Raw genomic sequence first — 23595 nt, 5'->3', positions numbered from 1 at the left:
GGGGCGGTTTTTTGGTGCCTGGGGTTCGTTGGGTTTTTGAGGTGTGGGTATGCGTATACTGTTGATAGAAGATGATGTTGCTTGTGCCAGGGCAGTGGAGGCTTCTCTGTCTTCAGAAGGGCATTTTTGCGAGACCATGGCCTCCGCTCAGGACTGTTACGGTAGTATAATTCCTAAGAATGACGACTATGACGTCGTAATATTGGATATACACTTTCCCGGTAAGGTGGATGGTTACGACATACTGGTGAAGCTTAGGGAGTCTGGGATCAAGGTTCCCGTTCTGATACTGTCCTGCATCTCTTCTGTGGCGCACAAGGTTAAGGGTCTCTACTACGGGGCTGACGATTATATCACGAAGCCTTTCCACAAGAGCGAGCTACTTGCCAGGATCAAGGCCATAGTGCGGAGAACCAGGGGCCACCCAGAGTCTATAGTGCGTGTGGGCAACATCTCCATCAATCTAGATCACAAATGTGTCGAATGTAACGGTGAGATTATCCACCTTACCAAGAAAGAGTACGGGATGATTGAGCTATTGTCTTCCCGCCTCGGTACCGTGCTAACGAAAGAAATGTTCCTGTCCCACCTGTATAGGGAGTTGGACGAGCCGTCCGATGACAAAATTATAGACGTTTTCATGTGTAAGCTACGCAAAAAGCTTAAGGTAGCGAACAACGGAAAAAATTACATAGAGACCGTATGGGGTAGGGGATACGTACTCAAGGAATGTGCAAGTGACGACGAAGAGGGCAGCAGTAAGGATTCCGGAGGCAGCGTCAATAAGGCTAGTGAAGGTGACGCCAAGGGTAGCAGCGGCAACAAGGGTAGACCTGGGTATAATAAGTGGCCGGCCGAGGGCGAGTGCGATGGCGCAGGCAACAAAACGGAAGAGCGTAGGAATTACGCCGAGGAGGCCTAAGGGGGATTGTTTTTTTCGGAGTGTGTGCTAGAGTGAGGCCCTGTTAGTAAAAGCGGGGTGATGCGTGGCTGTGTTCGTGCATAACAATGATTTACCGGACGGTCTTGATCTAGGTAACGTTGTTGCTGTAGATACTGAGACCATGGGTCTTGTTTGTAGGCGTGATAGGGTGTGCTTAGTGCAGCTTTCTTCTGGTGATGGCGACGCGCACCTTGTTAAGTTTTCTGGTGACTATAGCGCACCTAATTTGCGGCGTATCGTCTCCAATCCTGAGATTATGAAGATATTCCATTTTGCCCGGTTTGATGTGGCTGCGATACGCCATTGTTTCGGGATGTGGGCGGTACCTTGTTACTGCACTAAAATCGCGTCGAGGCTGGTGAGGACTTACACGAACCATCACGGGCTTAAGGATCTGTGTTACGAACTTCTGGGAGTGAAAATCAACAAGGCGCAGCAATCCTCCGATTGGGGTAGGGAGGTGCTCACTTCTGAGCAACTGAGTTACGCGGCGGCCGATGTCATATATCTACATGATATCAAGAAAAAGCTCGATATGATGCTTGAACGAGAAGACAAGCAGGATCTGGCTGAGTCTTGTTTCAAGTTTATTCCTGCGAGGGCAGAGCTGGATTTATTGGGTTGGGATGGGGTAGACATCTTTAGCCACCAAACATGACTTTGCAGTACGAGATTTGCCACGGTTGCGCCTTCCCTGCGTGCTGTGCCCCAAGCGTCCGAGTAATGAGGTAATTCCAATACATGCGGCGGCACAGCGGCCTCTGTTATACTATTGCGTATAATGTAATAGGGGGGTGCTATCGCTGTTGCACCCTAACAGAGGGAAGTCACGGGTTGTTGACATGAGGGTTGGTTGCGTTTAGAATCCTCAACTCTGTATGGTGCTTATGGATATCGCAGTGGGTGGTGGGTTGGAATGCAGTATAAGTAGGGAGGATTTGCTGCAGTCCCTGGCCTACGTCAGCAGCGTGATAGAGAGGCGCAACAGCATAGCTGTGTTGTCATGCGTCAGGGTGGAGGCCAAAGATGGTGTTGTTGAGCTGTCTTCGACGGACCTTGATATTTCAATAGAAGCGTGCGTCAACGCTAGCGTTGTTCATAAGGGAGTCGTAGTCGCATCTGCTCAGTTGTTGTATGACATTGTCAGGAAGCTTTCGGGTGATTGCGCAGTTGGCTTCAAGATGAGCGATGGGCGGCTGCTCGTTGAATGCGGAAATGCCAAGTTCTTTCTCCATGTTGTGGCGCCGGAAAAGTTCCCCGCAATTGAGGGTGGCGAGGTTGACTGCGGTTTTGACATGCAGGTTTCCCATATTGCCGAGTTGCTCAACAAGACAAAATTCTCCATGTCCGTTGAGGAGAGTAGGTATAACCTCAGGGGTGTCTACATGCATGTTGCGGAGGATATGTTGTGCTGTGTGGCGACCGATGGGCACCGCTTGTCGCTTGCGAAGGTGAATAGGCCGGAAGGCCTGCAGCCTGATATCGGCGTGATTGTACCTAGGAAGACGGTAAATGAGCTTTTGAAAATAATAGGTGGCGGTGGGGATGCGTCACAAGTTGTATCTGTAAGCATTTCACAGCGCAAGATATGCTTCAGGTACAAGGGATATTTCATGGTTTCCAAAGTGGTTGACGGGGTGTTTCCGGACTACTTATCTATAATTCCGCAAGAGAGGGGTGCGAGTGTATCTATGGATGCGTGCTCTCTTCTTAGCGCTGTGGATCGGGTTTCTGTGGTAGTTTTTGATAAGGTGAAGGCCATTAAGCTGTCATTCGCCTCCGGTCGGCTGACTCTCAGCTCCGCGTCGTCCGATCAGGGTGATGCCAGGGAGGAGCTTGAGGTAGATTACAAAGGTGATGAAGTCACTATTGGGCTCAATGCCAGGTATCTTATTGAGGTGCTGGGTTGCATGAAGGGGGCCTGTGAGGTCGTATTTCAGGATGGTAACACTGCCGTGCTGATTCAGGACAAGGAACCCGGCGGCTCCATGCACATAATAATGCCTATGAGAATATAGTTGCGCTGGCGCGTAGGTGTCAGACGCTTGATCTTCAATACTATCGGTGTTTTCGTGCTTAGTTGGACGTGGTTATGGCGCAACAACCGCTCCCCTTGTGCTTCGGGATTTGGCGTGCTTGCCTGCCTGCCATATGTTGTTCTTCCTCAACATGGCTTGATTACTTACGTGTGACTGTTGCGGCAAGATACTGTCGCTGTTGCGCAACATCCGGTGCCCGGGTGATGCATTTTGTCCAAGAGCTACTTGAAGCCGCTACGCTAAAGCGCCGGAATGCACGCTATGCCGCACTCGTCATGTGAGCGGGCAGACAAAAAGTGTTGTGATGTGCTGATTCAAAACCGGTATATGGGCTGAGTTTCTACTCCACAGTGACCGACTTTGCCAGATTACGGGGTTGATCAGCATCCAACCCCTTCTTGACGGCAATGCTGTACGCGAGGAGTTGTGCGGCTATCGTATATACTATAGGCAGGGAGAAGGCATTCGTCTCAGGCAGCTCTACCACTGCCCTGCACAGATGTTTCAGTTTTTGTGCCCCCTTTCTGTCAGTAAAGGCCACGACTATACCCTTTCTTGCAGATACTTCCTGTATGCTCACCAGGTTTTTGGTGAACGTCTCGTTGTATGGTGCAATGGCTATGACGGGAAGAGATTCATCCACAAGTGCTATTGAACCATGCTTCAGCTCTCCAGACGCGATACCTATGGTGTGAATGTAGGACAGCTCCCTAATTTTTAGCGCAGCCTCCAGCGCAACTCCGTAGCAGGTGCCTCTACCCATTATTATTACACGATTGTAGTGCAATATTAGGTTGGCTACAGACTCTATTGAGGTTCCAAGAGCCTCTGACGCGTGTTGCGCCACACATTGCAGTGCTTCCAACAACTGCTCGTATGTGCTTTGTGCTATGACACATCTGACTTTTGCAAGCCACAGAGAAAAGCACGCTAGCACAGCCAATTGTGCAGAGAAAGTTTTGGTTGATGCGACACCAACTTCCGGTCCTGCGAGGATCTTTAGGGCAATATCTGATATACTCTCCATGCTGTTTCGCGGGACGTTAGTCAAGCTAATAACTGTGCTATGTTGCCTTCGTGCGTGGCGCAAAGCCGCCAGGGTATCAGCAGTTTCTCCGGATTGAGATATGAACAAGAACACGTCGTTTTCTGATATCTGCATCCGATGGTAGCGAAACTCCGATGCTATACTTAACAGCACTCTGATGTTCGCTATGCTTTCTAACCAATATTTTGCGATTAGGCCGGCCATATAGGATGATCCGCTTCCTACTATTGTCAGGTGGGTTAAGGATTTGAATAAGTCTGCATTACATGCGAACTCGACGCTGCCATAGCTGATAAACTGGTCAATCGTATCACGTATGACCTTGGGTTGTTCGTGGATCTCCTTTAGCATGAAATGTTCATACGGTGCCTTGTCGGTGCTTGTGCTGGGTGCGCTGATGAGTATTGTTTCGTAGTCGAGCGCCTCATCACTCTCGTTATATATCTTAACGTCATTGAGCGAAATTTCGGCTATGTGATTGTCTTGCAGATAACAAATCCTTTGTGCATACTTGCTCAAGACATATTCGTCTGAAGATACCAGGTTGGCGTCGGTGCCGCAGCCAACGACTAAGGGTAACATTCTGCAGGTTGCCAGCAAACTACTGTGCCCCGCCAACATAAATATGACTGCAAAACTGCCTTCTATCTCTTCCAGCGCCTTCCGCACCGCATATCTTGGGGGCAATCCAGCTTGCAACAGTGACCCGACCAGGTGGGGTATAACCTCTGTGTCTGTATCCGTGCAGAATCTGCTACCATTGGCCTCAAGACGCTCTCTAATTGACGGATAGTTCTCAACAATTCCGTTGTGGACGACCGCCACTTTGCCCACGCATATGGGGTGCGCATTTTCAATTTTTGGAACCCCATGCGTAGCCCACCTAGTATGCGCTATGCCAACATTTCCCCGCAGCGTACCTTCCCCTGAGGACACAAGCTCGCTCAGCCTGGCAACCTTGCCACACGAACGCCTAACCTGAATGCCGCCGCGATCCAAAACCGCGATTCCGCACGAGTCATACCCCCTATACTCAAGCTGGCGCAGGCCGCACAGCAACAAGGGAACTGCCTGGCAGCTGCTAACGACTCCTAACACACCACACATAAGGACACCCAATTGAGAATAGGGATAAGCAGGCCACTCACCAATCCGTTGTTCAGGGCAAAGGGACGCAGGGAACTACGCTAATACAGGCTTTTTGCAGTCGATTGGGATTTGCCTACATAGGCTCCCTTACCGTTCCCGTCTCTATTGAGTACCTCCGACACGGACGACTTCAGCACCCTAACCTCCACACCTGTTGCAATCTCTATGTGCAGGTGCCCGTTACTTGCATCAACCTTAGTTACCGTACCAAAGAGCCCGCCTGACGCGATTACCTTGTCTCCCTTTTTGATACTGTCCAACAACTTGTTATGCTCCCTGAGCTTTTTCTGTTGGGGCCTTATGACCAAGAAATAGAAAATCAGGAATATGAGAACCAACGGGGCAAACCCGGCAATAGAGGCCCCTAGCCCAGCAGCAGGCGCCGGGGTAGCAGCCGTAGCGGCAAACAAGGCACTAGGAAATGAAAGCATCGAACCTACCAGAAACGTATTCTGCAATCTACCAAAGGCTAGGTGCGCTGTCAAGGAGACAACTAAGGTGGCCAGCCAATACGCGGCGGACGTGGACCCTGGATGCAAACACACGCCACCCGCGTGCAGTGTAGCAAAGCCGCGCTACTCGCAGGCGCCTATGTCATACCTATACATGCCACCAGGCCAGTCTAACAAATCTAGGGCCGCGTAGGCCTGGTGCTTAGCGGTGGCCAAGTCATCCGCCTCGGCTACTATATTCAAAACCCTACCGCCGGCGGAAACCCAGTTGTTCCCAACCCGCTTCGTGCCCGCGTGAAAGACCTTAACACTAGAAGCCCTCGCAATCTCGTCCAGCCCACCTATCACTGAGCCTGATTCGTAAGGCCCAGGGTAGCCCTTGCTGGCTACTACCACACAAACGACCGACTTGCGGTTCAGAGACACCACCTCGCTACCAAGCCTGCCCTTCGCTGCTAGGGACATGAGCCTCAGCAAATCTGAATCCAATCTGGGCAAAATGGCCTGCGTCTCGGGATCCCCGAACCTGACGTTGTATTCCAGAAGTTTGGGCTCGTTTTTCTTAATCATAATGCCAGCGAACAGTAGCCCCCTGAACTGTATTCCCATGTTAAACATGGCTTTGATAGTCGGATATATGATCCGTTGCACTATCAGGTGCTCCATCTCTTCAGTGATAATACCCGGGGTTGAATACGCTCCCATGCCCCCAGTGTTCGGCCCTTTGTTCCCATCATACGCCGGCTTATAATCCTGCACCGCCCCAAGCACCACCGGGTTAGTGCCGTCTATTAAGGTGAGAAAGCTAACCTCCTTACCGTCTAGGAATTCCTCCACCACGACTGCTTCGCCGGCTTTGCCGAACTTGCCCTGTACAAGCATGGCGTCTAATGCGTCATAAGTTTCCTCCAGAGTGTGGCATATTATGACGCCCTTTCCCTGAGCCGGCCCATCGGCTTTCACCACCAACGGCAGCTTACTCCTCTTGACGAACTGCTTGGCGGAGCCGATGTCCATAAAATACCCGTGCTTCGCCGTGGGGATGTTGTAACGGGCGCACAACTCCTTTGTAAACCCCTTTGAGGCCTCGAGCCTAGATGCGGCCCTGGACGGGCCAAACACAAAAATACCCTCATCGGTAAGTGCATCGGACAACCCGCTGATTAGCGGTAACTCAGGACCGACAACAACCAGATCTATCTTCTCGCGCTTGCAGATCTGCGCAACCTCGATAAAGTTAGTTACGTCTACGTCCACCAAAGTCGCCAGGTCCGCCATGGCCTCACGCCCAGGAGCAACAAACAAACGAGTTAACATGGGGGAGCGGCTCAGGCAGTCCAACAGGGCATGCTCCCTACCCCCGGAGCCGACAACCAGAACATTCATCCCGCCCCCTACAAGAGACCATCAAGACCACGAAACGCCACCGCCACGCTACCACAAATCGTCAGTTTGTCAATAGGGTTTCGTGCAAACATGCAAAACTAGCAGGAATATATTCGGGAATCCTGTAGGACAAAAGACTTGCTATGGGTCTGGTTGCGTGGTTTAATGGCTCCCTGACGTTTGTTTGGTGTGGTTTCGTGGCTCCTCGTACTGGTTTGTTGTGCGCTGTTTTGGTTATCCTTTCTATTCTCTGTACCACGCACCCCGTTGCTGCTGCGTCCTTCGCTGAAGAGGGGGTACATAAGCTTTACGAAGATGGTCTCAGGCTGTTTCACGAGGGACGGTATAAGAAGGCTATAGCGGTTTTCGATAAGATAGAGGCTCTATATCCGTTTTCACAAATGGCAATAGACGGCAGTCTGGTTGCTGCGGTGGCTCATTATGAGCTCGGTAACTACGCTGAATCGGCTTCTCTTGCGGAGGGCTACATTGATTCCTACCCCAGCAGCAAGAGCATAGACTACGCCTACTACGTCAGAATTCTGGCTAAATACATGCAGATTCCCGATCTTGGGTTGGACCAGGGAGTGGCCCTAGAGGTTAGGAACCTTGCTTACGAGTTTGTGCGCATGTTCCCAAACTCGCGCCACTTAGGTGAAATTTCCAAAAGGCTTGCTGCCGTGCAGCAGCACCTGGCTGCTAGGGAATTCATGATTGGTAAGTTTTACCTCAAGCGAGGGGGGCACATAGCCGCAGTGAAGAGGTTTAGAGCTCTGATATCTGCATATCCAAGTTCAGCGTACACTAACGAAGGGTTGTACCGACTGGTGGAGGCCTACACAGCCTTGGGGGACCATAAATCAGCGGCCGCGTACCTCTCTAAATTAGATGAAGGCAACGTGTGGCGCGCCAGGGCTGAGCGTCTACTAAGCGGGGAGAAAAACTGTGCGCAAGAAGTCGGGCAGGAAGGAACCAAGGAGGGGGATGATGAGGGAAAGAGCGCTACTCCTCCTAGCAGTGCTGCTGCCGGAGAAGAAGCTGTGGAGGACGCACAGCGAGAATCACTGTTGTAACACTAACTAGCGCCGCGCCCCGGGGACGGCGAGACGTGCTGCCTTTTCCAAGCTAGTGTACGCAGGCTATCACCACGGCAAACAGTAGAAACAGATAGTATATAGAGTATTTAAACAGCCCCATGCATGCCTTATGTGACGGCTGTCCCTTTTCCCGAAATACGGCGATGGCATAAGCGATGAACGTTGCGCTCAAGCCGGTTGCCAGAATTTCATATAAAACCGGGTGTTTCACAAACAAACCCGGCGTTGCCCCCACGACCGCAAGAATTATGCTATACAACAATATGTGCGACCTGGTTTTACGTATACAGTACACGGGCAGCATGGGAACGTTCGCTTTTTTGTATTCCTCCAGGGTGAGTAGGGCGATTGCCCAAAAGTGAGGGGGTGTCCACACGAATATTATCGCAAACAGGGACAAGCTCTCAAGCGACAGCGTCCCGGAAACTGAGGCCCAACCTATTACTGGTGGGAAAGCGCCCGCGATGCCGCCAATCACTATATTCTGCGGTGTGCGCCTTTTCAGTAGCATTGTATAAACTACTGCATAGGAAAAAATGCTTCCCGCCAGAAGGAGCGCAGATACATAGTTTACTGCGATTGCCATGACAAACACTGATAGTGTTGCAAGCACCATGCCGCATTCCCATGCTTGTTCCCTGCAAATTTTTCCTGCAGGTATAGGCCGGCCCTTGGTACGATCCATAATTGCGTCAATATCACTATCGTACCACATATTGAACGCACCCGCCGCACCTGCGCCCAGGGCTACACACACCGTGGATACAAGCCCTATTAGTGGGTGAATAGTTCCCGGTGCGATTAGCATTCCGGTTATTGCAGTAAACACCACCAAACACATTATCCTGGGCTTGAGCAGCTGAACGTAATCGCCAACCGAGGAAAGAGACGCAGGGCTTTTCCCTCGGGAGGTCTTGATAAAAGTTGCTGTCATGTGTATCCCTTAGTCCAACTTGGGAATTTCCTCAAAAGTGTGGAACGGGGCGGGCGAGGGGACAGTCCACTCCAAAGTGTCGCCTCCCCACGGGTTTGCTTCGGCCGTCTTGCCCCTCTTCAATGTGTATATCGCAATTGCTATAAATAGCAGCGCAGATAGAAAAGAAAGGCCCGCTCCCACGGAGGATACGTAATTCCATGGAGCAAAGGCATCTGGATAGTCAGGAATTCTTCTAGGCATGCCGGCAAGCCCCAAAAAGTGCTGAGGGAAGAACGCTATATTGGTCGAAATGAAAGTCAGCCAGAAGTGAATTTTCCCCATACACTCGGGGTACTGCTTGCCTGACATTTTACCTATCCAATAATAAAACCCCGCATATGCGGCAAAGAGCGCTGCGATTGACATCACATAGTGAAAGTGGGCAACCACGTAGTATGTGTCATGCAGAACCTTATCCACTCCCCCGTGTGAGACCACTATGCCGGTCAAGCCGCCGACTGTGAACACGAAGATGAACCCTATCGCGAAAAGCATCGGGGTCTTAAACTCTATCTTCCCTCCCCACATGGTGGCTATCCAGCTGAACACCTTGACTCCGGTCAGCACCCCTATCAACATCGTTGTGACGCTATAGTACGTGATCATTTCCGTACTCAAGCCGGTGGTGAACATATGGTGCGCCCAAACCACCAACCCGACCGTCGCTATTCCAACTAGCGCGAACACCATTCCCAGGTACCCAAAAACCGCCTTGTGGGAAAACGTGGATACTATCTGACTTATAATCCCAAAAGCTGGGAATATTATCACGTATACTTCCGGGTGCCCGAAAAACCAGAACAGATGCTGAAAAAGTATTGGGTCACCGCCGCCTGACGGGTTAAAAAAGCTGGTACCGAAGTTGCGATCAGTCAGGAGCATTGTAATTGCTCCGGCTAATACGGGGAGTGACACTATTAGCATGAACGAAGTAAGCAATATGGTCCATACGAACAACGGCATCTTGAGCAGCGTCATACCGTGGGCACGCATGTTGAGAATTGTTACTATAAAGTTTATGGACCCAACTATTGAGGAAATACCCGCGAGGTGCAATGCCAATATAGCCATGTCCACAGATGCGTCTGGATGAGAGGACAGGTATGACAGGGGAGGGTACAAAGTCCAACCCGTTCCCGGGCCATCTCCGATCAGTACAGAGCAAAACAGCAGCGCGAGTGATGCTACTAGCATCCAAAAACTCAGGTTATTCAACCGCGGAAATGCCATATCTGGTGCGCCAATTAGCAGGGGAACAAACCAGTTCCCAAACCCCCCGGTGAGAGCAGGCATTATCATGAAAAAGACCATTATGAGCGCGTGCCCAGTAACCATGACGTTATATAGCTGGTAGTTTCCGTGCAACACGTCTATGTGCGCCAACTGTGCGCGCAATATGAGGGACAGCAGGCCCCCTATCACACCACCTATTATCGAAAAGATGATGTACATGGTGCCTATGTCTTTATGGTTGGTGGAGAACAACCACCGCTTCAAACCACTAGGCGCATGCTCATCGTACATATAACCCACCTCCTAAAATAGCTCTGGGAGGAAACACGCAACAACCCACAAGCATATAAGCCTCAAAATTTGACCCATCAGCTTACCACACCAACTGCTAGGCCCCCTAACTGCTTTCTTTGCGCTGTGCTACCCACGCATCAAACTTATCCCTAGTTACCGCCTCAACCACGATGGGCATGAAGCCATGCAGCCTCCCGCAAAGTTCGGAACACTGCCCATAGTAAACCCCGGGTTTCTTCACCGAGAACCACACCTCGTTTAACTTTCCTGGCACTGCATCAACTTTAATGCCCAAAGCCGGCACAGCCCAGCTGTGTATCACATCTCCGGCGGTGGACTGCAACAACACGACCTCGCCTACCGGTACGACCATCCTATTGTCTACCTCAAGCAGGCGCAACTCACCACTCTCCAACTCCGAATCTGGCTTCATGTAGCTGTCAAACCTTATACCAGTCTCTGGATACACGTAGGTCCAGTACCACTGATATCCTATAGCCTTAATCACAATGTCTGCTTCGGGGATTTGCTGCTCCTTTTTGATGAGCTTAACGTTGCTTATGGTCAATAACCCGACAATTAACAGCGGGATTAAGGTCCACGTTACTTCAAGCGCGACATTGTGAGAATTCTTGTTGTTAAACTTTACCTGCTCACCCTTCTTTCTTCGAAACTTGGCCAGTGTATAGAACATCAAGAAAAATACAACAGCCGCCACTGCAGACATCACAACCATGATGTAGTTATGGGACTTGGCAATTAGCTCCATAATTTCTGTTGCGGGCTCCTGAAACCCAAGCTGCCATGGGTAAGGCGCACTTGCACCCGCGCTGGGCCCCCATAGCGATCCGCAGACAAACAACACACCCACAACGAGCGCACGGAGCATAGGAAAAACACAGTGAAAGCCAACATATACCGTCGGATGGTACATCGCAACAGTGGAAATAGCAAGGCTTTTGTTCCAGCTGGTAACGGCTGCTGACGCAGGTAACATACCTTTAACAATGTGGGTAGGGGCTTTACACTTGTGTACGCACAGTGATGTGCATTACAAATACCGCTCTGGTAGCCTCAGGTGTGTTATATATACAAAAGAGAGATGCCTGGGTGCAAGTGCGATGTTACGCAGTTTTGCAGCAAAGGCCGCGTGCTAGTGACCAGGTAGGAGCAGATGACGAACGCGCAGTTTATGTACAAGGCACACTTTCACGATCAAGTGCGAATTCCTCGTGAAGGAGGCTCAACGCTGGTGCAGCGCTTTGTTCATGCATCAAAACAGTAATTTTTATCTCAGAAGTGGAGACTGCCAATACGGCTATTCCACCACTGGCCAATGCGCTAAAAACCCTGCTGGCCACACCCGGACGCGATATCATACATGCGCCTACTAAAGAAACCTTGGCCAGGCCATCCGTTACCGCCAGGCTCTCGTACATTATGTTGTGTTTGTGTTGTAAAAGGATATCTTGCGTTTTTTGCAGATCTTCTTCTTGCACAGTAAAAGTAATATTGCGGAGTTCCCCGTCCACGGTCTGCATTATCATATCCACGTCTATGTTTCCCTCTGCTATGGGAAGCAGTGCTGCGGCGATGCCGGGAACTGCAGGCACTCCGCCCAGCGATACGCTTGCTATCTTTTTACTAATAGCGATTCCAGTAATTATTCTGCTCTCCATTTCCCTCTCACACTCAAAAGATACCAATGTGCCCTTCGCTTCCTGCGAGCTTGACATCACATGAATACGCACGCCGCACCGCATAGCCATCTCTACAGAGCGTACGTTCAATATTGCCCTACCAGAGGCGGATATTTCTACCATGTCGTTATACGTTACGTGATCTAACTTACGTGCGCTCGGGACCAAACAAGGATTTGCCGTATATACTCCCGCAACATCTGTGTACATATAACACGCGTCCAGCCGCAGTGCAGCGGCTATTGCCACTGCGGAGATGTCTGACCCACCCCTGCCCAGGGTAGTGATGCGCGCATTGTGAATACCTTGGAACCCTGCAACTATTACAACATCATGCTCGTTCAGGAGCGATAATATGCGATCGGGTTTTATTTCTATAATTCTGGCCCGCGAGTGCTCTCCGGTTGTGTTTATGGGTATCTGCCAGCCCATTATAGATGTTGCTTTGATGTCTATGCGCTGCAATGCAAGCGCCAGAAGCCCACATGATACCTGCTCTCCGGAGGAGACGACCACGTCATACTCCGAAAGCTGTGCCTCTGATGCCAGCTCCGAAACCTCCTGTGCAGTTGTAACGGCCTCGTCCGTAAAGCGGCCCATGGCCGAGACTACCACCACAAGCTTGTGGCCACGCTCCACACCCTGCCGCACTATGTTTGCAACTCTTAATATGCACTCTACGTCTTTTAAGGATGTGCCTCCAAACTTTTTTACCAGAATCCTGCCCATGCTCAGATTTGCATATCCACGTAGTTGCGGATTATAACTGATTTGCCAGGTCCTTTACACAGATAATTGCCAGTGCGGACCATGGGTTTTTTAATGATGTATGCCTATGGTTGTGACGCACGGGTTGCGCTATTTGCGGCATTGCTGATATCCTCTCAGCACCGAATGGCAGCTTTATTCTCTCCGGTGCTGGTTACTGCTTGAAGAATGAGCAAGGTTTTGGTACCATACCCAGTTCTTGGTGTTGTGCGCTTTGAGGGCTTTGGTGAGGCAGGGGGAATGCTTTTACGTTACCACTCCTATATACTATGTTAACGATACTCCTCACATAGGGCACTTCTACACCACACTCATATCTGATGTTGCTGCCAGGTTTAGAAGTCTGAGTGGCAAGCAGGTCAAGTTCACTACAGGGACGGATGAGCACGGCCAGAAAGTTGAGAATATGGCCCGTGCCAGAGGTGTTCCAGTGCGCCAGTTTGTTGATGAAATAAGTGGCTCGTTTAGAAACCTCGTAGGGGTTTCTGGCTTTAGTTGTAATGACTTTATACGCACCACTGAAGAGCGCCACAAGCGCGCTGTGCTGGCGCTGTGGGAACGCCTGCGTGGCAACAATCAGATATACCTGGGGCACTACGCCGGGTTTTATTCAGTACGTGATGAGACTTTTTACCAAGAGCGTGACCTTGTGGATGGTAAAGCGCCCACTGGTGCCGAAGTGGAATGGCTGGAAGAGCCAGGATATTTCTTCAAGCTGTCTGAGTGGCAGGAAAGCCTGCTAAAGTTTTATGCAGATAATCCGAAGTTTGTAATTCCGGAAGGGAAGTTCAATGAGGTCATAAGTTTTGTGGAATCCGGCCTCCGAGATTTGTCTGTTTCCAGATCTAAGAAAAGCCTATCTTGGGGGATTGAGGTACCTCACGATTCTGACCATATAATATACATATGGGTGGATGCACTATGCTGCTATTTGGCGTTGCTTGGGTTTCCCGAAACTGAAGGGGAATACAAGCGTTACTGGGGGAGTGATGGTGCGGTAAGTACGCACGTTGTAGGGAAAGATATACTAAGGTTCCATGCGGTGTATTGGCCTGCTCTTTTAATGGCTGCTGATCTGCCGTTGCCGAAGCAAATAGTTGCGCACGGGTGGTGGCTTAATGAGGGCCAGAAGATATCAAAATCGATAGGCAATGTGATAGACCCATTTGCGTTGATAGAACAATACGGTCTGGATAATTGTAGGTATTTCCTGCTCAGTGAAACCCCCGTAGGAAACGATGCTAGCTTTAGTGGTGCTAGTCTTGTGGAGCGCATAAACTGCGATTTGGCTAACAATTTTGGAAATCTGGTTCAGCGTACTATAACCCTTGTGCACAGGGAGTGTGGTGGCAAAATTCCCGAGGTAGAAGGCATGATGCAAGGGGAAGAAGCGCCGATAAACTACAAAGCGGTGCTGGTGCAGTATGTGGAATATATGGCGGAATACCGGTTTTTTGAGGCGCTCAAATTTGTTATGAATCTGTCTTCCGTGGCCAATGAGTATATTGCAAGAAGAGCGCCGTGGAAGCTGTTCAAAGAAGATAGAAAAAGCGCACAGGCGGTTGTGTTTAAGCTACTAGAATACATAAGGTGCATCGGCATCATGCTGCAACCCTTCGTGCCTGATTCTGCGTCTAAAATTCTTGATCAGATATCACTTCCGGCCGATAGACGCTCGTTTGAGCATTTTTCCGAATTTTGCAGGGGTGGCGTCTCCTTGGGAACTCCTACACCCGTTTTTGGTAAGCTGTATTCCACACAATCTGAGGGTTAATTACAAGCCGAATTCGCTGTTGTGATGGGGCCGTGCTCCGAGTTTTAACTCCACTTTCCATGCACTGTAGAGCGACGTAACTCCATTGCAGATATTCTGGTGCGCAACATTGAAAAACCCTGCGCCTGCTATTTCCTGGGCAAACTCTTCAGGTGGTGGGAATGCCCTTATACTGTCTGTTAGGTATGTATATGCCTCGGCATTACCCGCCACGCACCTGCCCATATTTGGTATTACATACGCGGAGTATAGATCATACAAAGTCCGAAACAACCCTTGCTTTTGTATGGGGGAAAATTCAAGACAGAGCAACCTTCCTTGAAGCTTGAGTACGCGATGTGCCTCCTGTAGCGCTTTCTCTCTGTTGGGTATGTTGCGTATTCCGAAGGCGATAGTGTAGTAGTCGAAGGAATTGCTGGCAAACGGCAGGTCCTCCGCGCTTGCGCACACCCAACTGATGTTAGCATAACCGGAATTGATTGCCCTATCTCTCCCGACCCCTAGCATATCGGGGTTAATGTCGCACACTGTTACATGCAAGCCACTGCGTCTTGCCAAGGCCCGCATTGCTACGTCCCCAGTTCCTCCTGCCACGTCCAATAACGTGCCGCTCTTGTGCGTGATTTTGCTGCACAGCTCCCGCTTCCACAACCTGTGCAACCCAAAGCTCATGAGGTCATTCATGAGGTCATAGCGCGGCGCTACCGAAGAGAAAATCTCGTTGACCTCTAACTGCAGCGGCATTGCTCAAAGTATAAACTTAGACAAATCCATCTGTTTTGAAATATCTTCAAGCTTTTCCCTCACGTGGTCTCCATCGATGACGTAAGTCTTCCCTTTGTTCTCCGACGCGCTGTAGCTTATATCTTCCATTAGCTTCTCCAATATGGTGTGCAACCTCCTTGCGCCGATATTCTCTACCTCACGGTTGACGGTGGAGGCTATTTCCGCGATGGCAAGTATCCCATCTTCAGTAAACTCCACGTTAACGCCTTCGGTTTCCATAAGGGCGCGATACTGCCGTAACAAGTTAGACTCAGGCTCGGTAAGAATCCGTATCAGGTCGTCTCTGCCGAGAGGTTTAAGCTCAACCCTTATCGGCAGCCGGCCCTGCAATTCTGGCAGTAGATCTGAAGGCTTAGCAAGATGAAACGCACCCGAGGCTATGAACAACACGTGGTCAGTAGTTACCGTCCCGTATTTTGTGCTAACACTGGTTCCTTCGAGTAGTGGCAAAAGATCGCGCTGAACACCCTCCCTGTTTACTTCTCCTCTAATCTCGGTTCTTGCGGCGATTTTATCAATCTCGTCAAGGAACACTATCCCCTCGTTGCTTGCAATATGCAGCGCTTCTCTGACTATCTTATCTTCGTCGATGAGTTTTTCTGTTTCTTCATCCAACAAAATTTCCCTCGCCTCTTTTACTGTGGTTTTGAGCGATTTAAACTGCTTATTTCCCCCCAGCATTTTTTGTACTATCTCATTGATGTTCATAATTCCTACCTGGCTACCTGGCATGCCAGGTACGTCAAAAGAATGCTGGACGTTCTTGTTTTCCTTTACGCTTATCGAAATTTCGGAGTCCTCAAATTCTCCGGACCTCAACCTTTCCCTAAAGGCACTTTTTGTTTCTTCGCTCGCGTCAACACCCACCAGGCAATTTAGTATAATTTCCTCGGAAGACTTACGCGCCTGCTTGGCCACCACCTTTCTGTGCTTTTCCTTGACCAAAAGAACAGCCCTGTCGACAAGGTCACGCATTATTGAATCAACATCCCGCCCGACGTAACCTATTTCGGTGAACTTTGTGGCCTCCACCTTAATGAATGGAGCCTGCGCGAGCTTCGCCAAACGACGCGCTATTTCTGTTTTACCTACGCCAGTGTGCCCAATCATCAATATGTTCTTGGGGATGATTTCATCCCGCAGTGGAAGAGGAACCCGGTTTCGCCGCCAACGGCTCCTGAGCGCGTTGGCCACAGCCTTTTTTGCCTCTTCCTGCCCCACTATAAACCTATCAAGCTCTCTGGTTATCTGGCGAGGTGAAAGATCACGTGTCTCGTATTCTTCTTCTGACTCCGCAACGCCCTCCCCAATCTTTTTGGGCTCACTACCGCCCTGATCAGGGCCTTTTGCTTCCCCTGGTCCTGAATTACCAACACCCGTTGCGCCTAGTTCACCGGAAGACATCATCACTCCTCTATCTTTTCCATGATAATATTATTGTTAGTGTACACGCAGATCTCCGAGGCCACAGCCATCGCCGCGGTGGCTATGTACTCTAGGGTCATATCCAAGGAAAGCTCGTCTCTGGCAGCGCATAGCGCCCTGGCTGCGGACAGGGCGAAATTCCCGCCAGACCCTATCGCCGCGATTCCATTTTCTGGTTCAAGCACGTCTCCCCCGCCGGAAATTATCAAAGACACGGACTTATCCGCGACTATCATCATGGCCTCTAATCTTCGCAAATATTTATCCCTTCTCCAATCCTTCGCCAATTCCACGCATGCACGCATCAACTGGCCGGGGTGCTTCTCCAGCTTAGCTTCCAGCCTTTCAAACAAAGTAAACGCATCGGCTGTTGCGCCTGCAAACCCGGTGATGACACTATCACCGGCGAGGCGCTTTATCTTCTTGGCAGAGGTTTTCATTATTGCACTGCCCATAGAAACCTGCCCGTCACCTGCGATAATCACGCTGCCACCCTGCCTGATGCATAATATGGTGGTTCCGTACATCGTGTAGCTGTCTCTGTGACTCATAACCAAACTCCCCGCGGCCCACCACTTATTGATGAGAAATAAGACCGGTGCTGATTCAAGCAAATACCTACCATAAGCTCAGTTACGTTGCACCAATCAATACTCAATGCCCACGATTATGCACCCTCACTCCACTGAAATCCAGCGAAGATTTTGTAGTACATCTTCGTAGTGCGGCACGTTGCGGAACTGGAGATGGGTTGCAGTTACTCTTACAATAAGTTACGGTGCACATGAACGCGCGGGCAGGCCCGACAGTACCACAAATTTATCGATGCAACTTTTAATATTGTTGTGGGAGAACAAAAATGTGATACACTCGCGACGTGAGCGCGGGCTTTTGATGTCGCTTGCGGTTCCGTGCCGTTCCCGGGTCCATTGCGAAGATTCCTGGTGTTGTTTTGGCGTTGTACTCAATTTTGCGTGGCCAGCTGCGGTTTGTATTGTGTGCCCCTCTGCTGGTGGTCTGGAGTGCAAAATTTCGCTATCGCACGTAGATGGAGAGGGGCTTTTTGCGTAATTTGGCATAAAAATGTACTTGTGCGGTGAGGAGTTATGGTATAGATTCCAGGCTCGGGGTTCATCCGAAAATTTCCCTGATGGGAGGTGGTTTTGTGCGTTGGCCTGCTGTGCCTGAGAGGTTGTGGTGTGATGTGGCAGCTCCTGCATAGAGCGTTGCTAGCGCGGATTTTCAGTGAAGCGTGATGAAGCTTGGTGTGCTTCAGCGCTTGTGCTCAAGTTTGGTATTCCTGGAATCTGGGGGTGGTGCGCTGTCTTCGGAACAAATGATTGGTTGTACTTGTTGGGTTTAGTGAAGAGAATTTTATGTCAGAAGGTGTCATGGAAAAGGAAGAGTCTATAGTAAAGGGTGGTGTCACAGAAAACCCCTCCGAAGGAGGGAGGGTACTGAACCTGTGTGAACTGAAGCAAAAGAGCACGGAGGAGTTACTGGTAACAGCAGAGGAGTTGGGAGTAGTCAGCAACGGAAGGATGCTGAAGCAGGAGATAATTTTCCAGCTAATGAAGCGAGTTATCAGTGAAGGAGGCATAGCTATCGGAGGTGGAGTAGTAGAGACACTACCTGACGGGTTTGGGTTTTTAAGATCAGCCAAGGCTAACTATGCAGCAAGCAGTGATGATATCTACATATCTGCAGGCCAGATCAAGAAGTTCAATTTAAGAACAGGAGACATAGTAAGTGGCGAGATCAGAGCACCTGGGGAGAAGGAGAGATACTTCACACTGGTCAAGGCATATAGCATAAACTACACAGAGATAGGAAAGCTACAGAGGTACGTACACTTTGACGATCTGATTCCACTATACCCTGAGGAGAGGATTTTACTCGAATGCAAAGAGAGTTTTGGAGGGGAGAAGAAAGACATCAGCATGCGCGCAATAGACATCATAGCCCCACTGGGCAAAGGTCAGCGTGCACTGATTGTAGCACCACCTAGGGTGGGCAAGACGGTAATTTTGCAGCAGATTGCACACTCCATTGCCATGAATCACCCAAACATGGAGTTGATAGTCCTGCTCATAGGAGAACGGCCTGAGGAAGTTACAGACATGCTGAGGTCAGTAAAAGGAGAAGTAGTGAGCTCCACATTTGATGAGCCAGCATATAGGCACGTACAACTGGCTGAAATAGTAATTGAGCGGGCTAAGAGGATGGTAGAACACAAGAAGGAAGTTGTGATACTACTAGACTCAATCACCAGATTGGCCCGTGCGTACAATGAGGTCATGCCATCATCTGGTAAGGTACTAACTGGTGGGGTAGATTCCAACGCATTGCAAAGACCCAAGAGGTTCTTCGGAGCTGCAAGGAACATCGAGAATGGCGGGTCACTCACCATCATTGCAACAGCACTGATTGAAACTGGTTCAAAGATGGATGAAGTCATCTTTGAAGAATTCAAGGGTACAGGTAACTGTGAAATAATCCTAGACAGGAAAATCGCAGACAAGAGAATCTACCCTGCGATTGATATTTCTAAATCTGGGACTCGTAAGGAAGACATGCTGATAGAGAGTGCATTTTTGAAGAAGGTATGGCTACTCAGAAGGTTACTATCAGCAATGGGTCCAGTAGAAGCCATGGAGTTCCTGCGAGACAAGCTAAGCATCGCCAAGGACAACAATGACTTCTTTGAGATGATGAACAGCTAACACAGGCCAATACCTCAGCCTCCCCACCGCACCTGATGTCTGTGCCAGGGAGGTGCAGCACTACGGTGTTGGTGTGCACATACAGGTACAGGAGACCTGGGTCACTCCTATCCAGGTTTCCTGCCTCTGCCCATCCTACCCAATGCACACCTATCTCCCAACGATGGTGAGTGGTATACTGCTAATCGTCGGGGAGCGCGCACAGGAATAGTACTTCCGACCCGCAGTAAGACTTGCGGGTTAGTAGCTCATAGCGCTCAGGAATTGAGACCTTGGCTCCTTTTTTATGCACAGCACAACCACGCTGCCAGCTCTGCACCACAACGCGGCCTCATCTGTAAATTTAACTTGGCACCAACTTCCTGCCCAGCGGACACGCCCGCACATTACCCAAATTTACAATACAGATAAGCCAATGTCCTCTCATCACCACTCTACTTACTCACACTCCACACACAGCTCTCTACCCCCACACCTAATCTCCTAACCTTCAGTGCCTTGACACCTCAGCCCCTAATTACCTACCCAATGTGGCTTCACCAACACAGCTCTGCTGTAAGTGACGCCATCAACGTACCGGAGATAGTCGGGGTAGTTGCACTAGTAACACATATGGTAAGAGTAGTAGTGCACATCAACCACCAATCCGCACTTGAAGTTCTTGGTATCACCAATCCAGACACCTCCTACCCTTGGCATCCCAGCCCAGCCTTCACTCTGTAAGCAAACTTAGGATTAATGTGACCATCAACAACACTGACAAAGTTACCACCGATACCAGCACAAGCATAAGGAACAACCCCAATACCATCAGTCAGAAGGTCATAACAAGCATTGAGCATTACAGAAGTAGACCCTATAGCCCTGACCTCTATCACCTCCGCACCTTCAACAGCTCTAGCAAAAGCCCCAGCAACAACAGCCTTCTCCTCCTTACTCAGGCCATTGATGTTGGTTGCCATCCCCGACGTACTGATGTTGCTACTCTCAGCAGAGAGTAGTGTTGTATCACTATCAGCGGTAAATGCTTGAGTGATTTTGCCATTATTGTTGGTGCTGTCAGTAGTGTTCTTACCACAGTTGCTACCACTGCTACCAGTACCATTGCCACACACCTTCTGGCTCACTGTTTGACCATTAGTAGCAGCTTCTACAGTAGTACCCCACTTCTTAGCTTCACCCTTAGTCATCTTACCTAAAGCAGCAGCAAGACGGTCTACCTGACCTCTTGCTGTATCATATGCTAACTCCTTTCCTAATAAGAATACTGAAGCTGTATCCTCATTAGACTTCTTACCTCCCTTAATGACAAACCTTTCATACCCTACTTCTACTTCAACCCTTGCTCCTCCAATACTATACCCAATGCTCCCCTCTAGGGCTGTGAGCATGCTATGGTAGCCCTGATATGGTTATTCATCACAGCAGGTTCTACTAATGCCGATACTATCAGCAGTACTAACACTGCTGACGATACAGCTACCAAGGTTATTTGTGACGTCATTGTCTTCGTGCAGAAGCTGGGATTACCCATCATGACAGGGGTGGTACTAGGTTCTGGCGTCATGGCTTGGCACACTTGCATGGCCTGCCATGGTAATGCTGGTTGTGTGTACAGCCATAGGTGTTGGTAAACTTATGGCCACTGTATTGAGGGCAATACCAGTTAGTGCAAGGGTGGACGTAGAGGTTTTGGGAGAGTGGTGATGTTGCTAAAACTTAGATTCTTACTAATTGCTGTAGTATTAGCATTGGGTATCTTACATGGTGTACCTGCTGCAGGGGCTGCTGCAGGGGCTGCTAGCGGTAGCAGTGCAGGGACTACTCAGGCTGCTGACGATACAGCGACTGTTGTTATATGTAACGTTATACGGTTTGTGCAGAAGCTTGGGCTTCCTATCATGACTGGAGTGATACTAGGTTCTAGCATTATGGCTATCTTTGGTAAGCTTGCATGGCCTGCTATTGTAATGTTGGTTGTATTTACAGCTATATTCTTTGGTGCTGGTAAGCTCATGGCTAAATTTGCTGCTGGGTTGAGTGGTGAAGGCATGGAGAATGCTGGTAAGTTTGACTGTGCAAGTTATAAGGGTACTGCCGCTGGGAAGTAGCTTCTGGGTAGTGATGGTGCAGAGAGCTGTGTTGGTCGTGCCACATTGGGTAGTGAGTTGGGCTGAGTGCCAAGGGCGATGGTGTCGGTGGTGAGTGGTAGAGCCAAGTTGGGCTGAGTGCTGTGAGGATGTAGGCACCAGGTTATGTAGGAGGTACCAGAGGTTGGGTTATGCTGTGTGGTACCAAGTTAGACTGGGATGCCAGGAGTTTATAGATAGTGGCTTTGTTATGTCGGTGGTACCAAGAGCTTTGAATGATGCAGAGAGCTGTGTTGGCATTGGTAGTGAGTTGGGCTGAGTGCCAAGAGCAGGTGGTACGAGATGATGTGCTGCCGGGTAGGGGGGTTGGCGCCAAGTGAAATTATGGAGGAAGTCGCGTTGTGTGGGCCATGAGTGGGAGCCAGGAGTTTTGCAGCCCGTAAGTCAGGCGCGGATGCAGAGATGTCACTCGTGCCGCAGCTGATTAATGCACACGAAGTTCTTGGATAAATGAAAGCTGCGAAAGGCCCTCTCACCCGTAATAGAACGGTGAGCCAAGGTATATGCGTCACACATTGAGACGTGATTTTACTGGGGCGGAAAGTATTTCAGCGGCTGCCTGACGCACGCCTAGTTGTCCATGAAGCATGCGGGCTATCGCAGAACATATGGGTAGCTCTAGATTAAGCGCTTTGCCCATGTTTACCATGGCCGTAACGCTTTCAACCCCCTCAACTAACATAGGCTTTTGCTGGCCAGAAGCACCTGCGCGCCCCGCCTTTCCCACCGATGAGCCAAAAGACATGTTACGTGAACCCGGTGCCGTGCATGTTAGCACTAGGTCACCCAAGCACGAAAGACCAATTAGAGTTTCCGTAGCGGCAACCCCTACTTTTGCCTCACACACTGCTTTGATTTCTGACATACCTTGCACCATGACAATTGCAGACGCGTTGTGTCCCAAACCCATGCCGGCAATTATGCCCGACGCTATGGCTATTATGTTTTTCATTACGGCGCCAACCTGTACCCCCATTAGGTCGCCACTATGTACTATGGCGAGGGCTGGCCCGCTGAGTTGCGACGCCAATGTTTCTGCTGTTGTAATTTCGTCACCCGCGAGCACCATAGCGCAGGGTAGCCCGGACGCAAGTTCCCTGGCGAGTGCGGGGCCGGAGAGGACAAAGACGGGGTTCTGCGGAAACATTTCCGCCACTACCTCACTCGGGAATTTTAGTGAGGAGTTTTCTATCCCCTTGCTGCACACCAGCAGTGGTACCCCGGCTTCCAGCGCACTAGCCGCCGTTATAGTGTTGCACAGACTGCGCAACTCCTGAGCCGGAACACACATCAAAATAGCCGCAGGGCCGTCTGTGGCCAAGCCCATATCGGAATGCACCAAAACTTCTCTGGGCACTTTGAACCCCGGTAGGTACACAGAATTTTCCCCATGTGTGCGTAGGGACTCCACAACCTGCCCGTTTCGACTCCAAATGCGCACCTTTTTACCTGTGTTGCACAGTGCAATGGATAGCGCGGTGCCGAATGCTCCAGCTCCAAGAATTGTGACCTGCACTTCAACCTTCAAAAACACACGCCCAGCATGGTATAGCTTAGCATGCCATTTATCAACATAAAAAACGTGTGGCGGCGGATAGATCGGGGTTTGGGGCATAAGCAGCACAGACCTGGCAAGCAGGAATCATTCAATG

General features: G+C 50.0%; 18 protein-coding genes and 2 pseudogenes. 8 read left to right on the top strand and 12 right to left on the bottom strand.

Translation table 11 applies throughout. The annotated features are described in order from the left end of the window. Positions 1–49 precede the first annotated feature (49 nt). The 3 genes from AMF_RS08880 to dnaN all read left to right on the top strand — a co-directional run bounded on the left by AMF_RS08880 (position 50) and on the right by dnaN (position 2961). Positions 50–922, top strand: a complete 873-nt coding sequence (locus AMF_RS08880) for a response regulator transcription factor (RefSeq protein WP_011114547.1) — start codon at positions 50–52, stop codon at positions 920–922. A 64-nt stretch (positions 923–986) separates the two neighbouring features. Continuing rightward, the gene (locus AMF_RS08875; RefSeq protein WP_010265811.1) at positions 987–1601 is read left to right on the top strand and encodes a ribonuclease D; all 615 of its coding nucleotides are present in this window, start codon (positions 987–989) and stop codon (positions 1599–1601) included. A 220-nt stretch (positions 1602–1821) separates the two neighbouring features. Further along, a complete protein-coding gene (gene dnaN / locus AMF_RS08870) occupies positions 1822–2961 on the top strand; it encodes a DNA polymerase III subunit beta (RefSeq protein WP_010268358.1) in 1140 nt (379 codons plus the stop codon). 361 nt (positions 2962–3322) lie between these two features. Here the strand turns inward: dnaN and glmS are convergent, their stop codons facing one another. From glmS to purD, 3 genes are all read right to left on the bottom strand, one after another. After that, positions 3323–5137 (bottom strand): glutamine--fructose-6-phosphate transaminase (isomerizing), encoded by a 1815-nt coding sequence (glmS, locus tag AMF_RS08865; protein WP_010268355.1) that lies wholly within the window; start codon positions 5135–5137, stop codon positions 3323–3325. Between the two features lie 80 nt (positions 5138–5217). Then, entirely contained in the window at positions 5218–5610 is a 393-nt protein-coding gene (gene yajC, locus AMF_RS08860; RefSeq protein WP_010268352.1) for a preprotein translocase subunit YajC, read from the bottom strand. Positions 5611–5754: 144 nt separating this feature from the next. Then, complete coding sequence (gene purD, locus AMF_RS08855) at positions 5755–7017, bottom strand: phosphoribosylamine--glycine ligase (protein WP_010268350.1); 1263 nt, start codon at positions 7015–7017, stop codon at positions 5755–5757. A 230-nt stretch (positions 7018–7247) separates the two neighbouring features. On the opposite strand from purD, the gene bamD reads away from it, so the two are divergent. Continuing rightward, the gene (gene bamD / locus AMF_RS08850; RefSeq protein WP_241759825.1) at positions 7248–8090 is read left to right on the top strand and encodes an outer membrane protein assembly factor BamD; all 843 of its coding nucleotides are present in this window, start codon (positions 7248–7250) and stop codon (positions 8088–8090) included. A 52-nt stretch (positions 8091–8142) separates the two neighbouring features. Here the strand turns inward: bamD and cyoE are convergent, their stop codons facing one another. The 4 genes from cyoE to AMF_RS08825 form a co-directional block, all read right to left on the bottom strand. Next, positions 8143–9048 carry a heme o synthase gene (gene cyoE / locus AMF_RS08845; protein WP_010265801.1) on the bottom strand — a complete coding sequence of 302 codons (906 nt, stop codon included), beginning with the start codon at positions 9046–9048 and terminating at the stop codon, positions 8143–8145. A 9-nt stretch (positions 9049–9057) separates the two neighbouring features. Beyond that, on the bottom strand, positions 9058–10614 hold the full coding sequence (ctaD, locus tag AMF_RS08840; RefSeq protein WP_010268343.1) for a cytochrome c oxidase subunit I: 1557 nt from the start codon (positions 10612–10614) through the stop codon (positions 9058–9060). A gap of 106 nt (positions 10615–10720) precedes the next feature. Beyond that, positions 10721–11614: a cytochrome c oxidase subunit II gene (coxB, locus tag AMF_RS08835; protein ID WP_080510993.1), complete on the bottom strand. Its 894-nt coding sequence runs from the start codon at positions 11612–11614 to the stop codon at positions 10721–10723. Between the two features lie 193 nt (positions 11615–11807). After that, a complete protein-coding gene (locus AMF_RS08825) occupies positions 11808–13046 on the bottom strand; it encodes an aspartate kinase (protein WP_012659070.1) in 1239 nt (412 codons plus the stop codon). 265 nt (positions 13047–13311) lie between these two features. Here AMF_RS08825 and AMF_RS08820 point away from each other — a divergent pair, with 265 nt between their 5' ends. Further along, positions 13312–14859: a methionine--tRNA ligase gene (locus tag AMF_RS08820; RefSeq protein ID WP_037349888.1), complete on the top strand. Its 1548-nt coding sequence runs from the start codon at positions 13312–13314 to the stop codon at positions 14857–14859. On the opposite strand, the gene ubiE is transcribed toward AMF_RS08820, so the two are convergent. Genes ubiE through hslV form a run of 3 tightly spaced genes read right to left on the bottom strand, consistent with a single transcriptional unit; the run spans position 14860 to position 17621 of the window. Then, on the bottom strand, positions 14860–15603 hold the full coding sequence (ubiE, locus tag AMF_RS08815; RefSeq protein ID WP_010270498.1) for a bifunctional demethylmenaquinone methyltransferase/2-methoxy-6-polyprenyl-1,4-benzoquinol methylase UbiE: 744 nt from the start codon (positions 15601–15603) through the stop codon (positions 14860–14862). It abuts the gene before it with no gap. Positions 15604–15606: 3 nt separating this feature from the next. Next, positions 15607–17049: an ATP-dependent protease ATPase subunit HslU gene (gene hslU / locus AMF_RS08810; protein ID WP_010268333.1), complete on the bottom strand. Its 1443-nt coding sequence runs from the start codon at positions 17047–17049 to the stop codon at positions 15607–15609. A gap of 2 nt (positions 17050–17051) precedes the next feature. Beyond that, positions 17052–17621, bottom strand: a complete 570-nt coding sequence (gene hslV / locus AMF_RS08805) for an ATP-dependent protease subunit HslV (protein ID WP_010265784.1) — start codon at positions 17619–17621, stop codon at positions 17052–17054. Positions 17622–18446: 825 nt separating this feature from the next. Here hslV and rho point away from each other — a divergent pair. Then, the gene (gene rho, locus AMF_RS08795) at positions 18447–19793 is read left to right on the top strand and encodes a transcription termination factor Rho (protein ID WP_041659993.1); all 1347 of its coding nucleotides are present in this window, start codon (positions 18447–18449) and stop codon (positions 19791–19793) included. 701 nt (positions 19794–20494) lie between these two features. On the opposite strand, the pseudogene AMF_RS08790 reads toward rho, so the two are convergent. Next, positions 20495–21187, bottom strand: a pseudogene (locus tag AMF_RS08790) (P44/Msp2 family outer membrane protein); the annotation flags it as partial. On the opposite strand from AMF_RS08790, the pseudogene AMF_RS10435 reads away from it, so the two are divergent. Both AMF_RS10435 and AMF_RS08785 read left to right on the top strand, forming a co-directional pair. Next, positions 21188–21500 (top strand): annotated as a pseudogene (locus AMF_RS10435) (hypothetical protein). Next, a complete protein-coding gene (locus tag AMF_RS08785; protein WP_041660054.1) occupies positions 21500–21904 on the top strand; it encodes a TrbC/VirB2 family protein in 405 nt (134 codons plus the stop codon). The pseudogene AMF_RS10435 and the gene AMF_RS08785 overlap by 1 nt, the downstream one beginning before the upstream one ends. A gap of 547 nt (positions 21905–22451) precedes the next feature. Here the strand turns inward: AMF_RS08785 and AMF_RS08780 are convergent. Next, the gene (locus tag AMF_RS08780; protein WP_223822738.1) at positions 22452–23477 is read right to left on the bottom strand and encodes an NAD(P)H-dependent glycerol-3-phosphate dehydrogenase; all 1026 of its coding nucleotides are present in this window, start codon (positions 23475–23477) and stop codon (positions 22452–22454) included. Positions 23478–23595: the final 118 nt, after the last annotated feature.

Source organism: Anaplasma marginale str. Florida, from assembly GCF_000020305.1.
Lineage (GTDB): Bacteria > Pseudomonadota > Alphaproteobacteria > Rickettsiales > Anaplasmataceae > Anaplasma > Anaplasma marginale.
The sequence above is the reverse complement of the archived record's forward strand: the minus strand, read 5'-3'. Positions and strand labels throughout refer to the sequence as shown.

What these genes read in the sequence shown, in the direction of transcription:
- AMF_RS08880 (WP_011114547.1), top strand. Translation starts at nt 50, where the DNA reads ATGCGTATACTGTTGATAGAAGATGATGTTGCTTGTGCCAGGGCAGTG.
- dnaN (WP_010268358.1), top strand. Translation starts at nt 1,822, where the DNA reads ATGGTGCTTATGGATATCGCAGTGGGTGGTGGGTTGGAATGCAGTATA.
- glmS (WP_010268355.1), bottom strand. Translation starts at nt 5,137, where the DNA reads ATGTGTGGTGTGTTAGGAGTCGTTAGCAGCTGCCAGGCAGTTCCCTTG.
- yajC (WP_010268352.1), bottom strand. Translation starts at nt 5,610, where the DNA reads ATGCTTTCATTTCCTAGTGCCTTGTTTGCCGCTACGGCTGCTACCCCG.
- purD (WP_010268350.1), bottom strand. Translation starts at nt 7,017, where the DNA reads ATGAATGTTCTGGTTGTCGGCTCCGGGGGTAGGGAGCATGCCCTGTTG.
- cyoE (WP_010265801.1), bottom strand. Translation starts at nt 9,048, where the DNA reads ATGACAGCAACTTTTATCAAGACCTCCCGAGGGAAAAGCCCTGCGTCT.
- ctaD (WP_010268343.1), bottom strand. Translation starts at nt 10,614, where the DNA reads ATGTACGATGAGCATGCGCCTAGTGGTTTGAAGCGGTGGTTGTTCTCC.
- coxB (WP_080510993.1), bottom strand. Translation starts at nt 11,614, where the DNA reads ATGTTACCTGCGTCAGCAGCCGTTACCAGCTGGAACAAAAGCCTTGCT.
- AMF_RS08825 (WP_012659070.1), bottom strand. Translation starts at nt 13,046, where the DNA reads ATGGGCAGGATTCTGGTAAAAAAGTTTGGAGGCACATCCTTAAAAGAC.
- ubiE (WP_010270498.1), bottom strand. Translation starts at nt 15,603, where the DNA reads ATGCCGCTGCAGTTAGAGGTCAACGAGATTTTCTCTTCGGTAGCGCCG.
- hslU (WP_010268333.1), bottom strand. Translation starts at nt 17,049, where the DNA reads ATGTCTTCCGGTGAACTAGGCGCAACGGGTGTTGGTAATTCAGGACCA.
- hslV (WP_010265784.1), bottom strand. Translation starts at nt 17,621, where the DNA reads ATGAGTCACAGAGACAGCTACACGATGTACGGAACCACCATATTATGC.
- rho (WP_041659993.1), top strand. Translation starts at nt 18,447, where the DNA reads ATGTCAGAAGGTGTCATGGAAAAGGAAGAGTCTATAGTAAAGGGTGGT.
- AMF_RS08785 (WP_041660054.1), top strand. Translation starts at nt 21,500, where the DNA reads ATGTTGCTAAAACTTAGATTCTTACTAATTGCTGTAGTATTAGCATTG.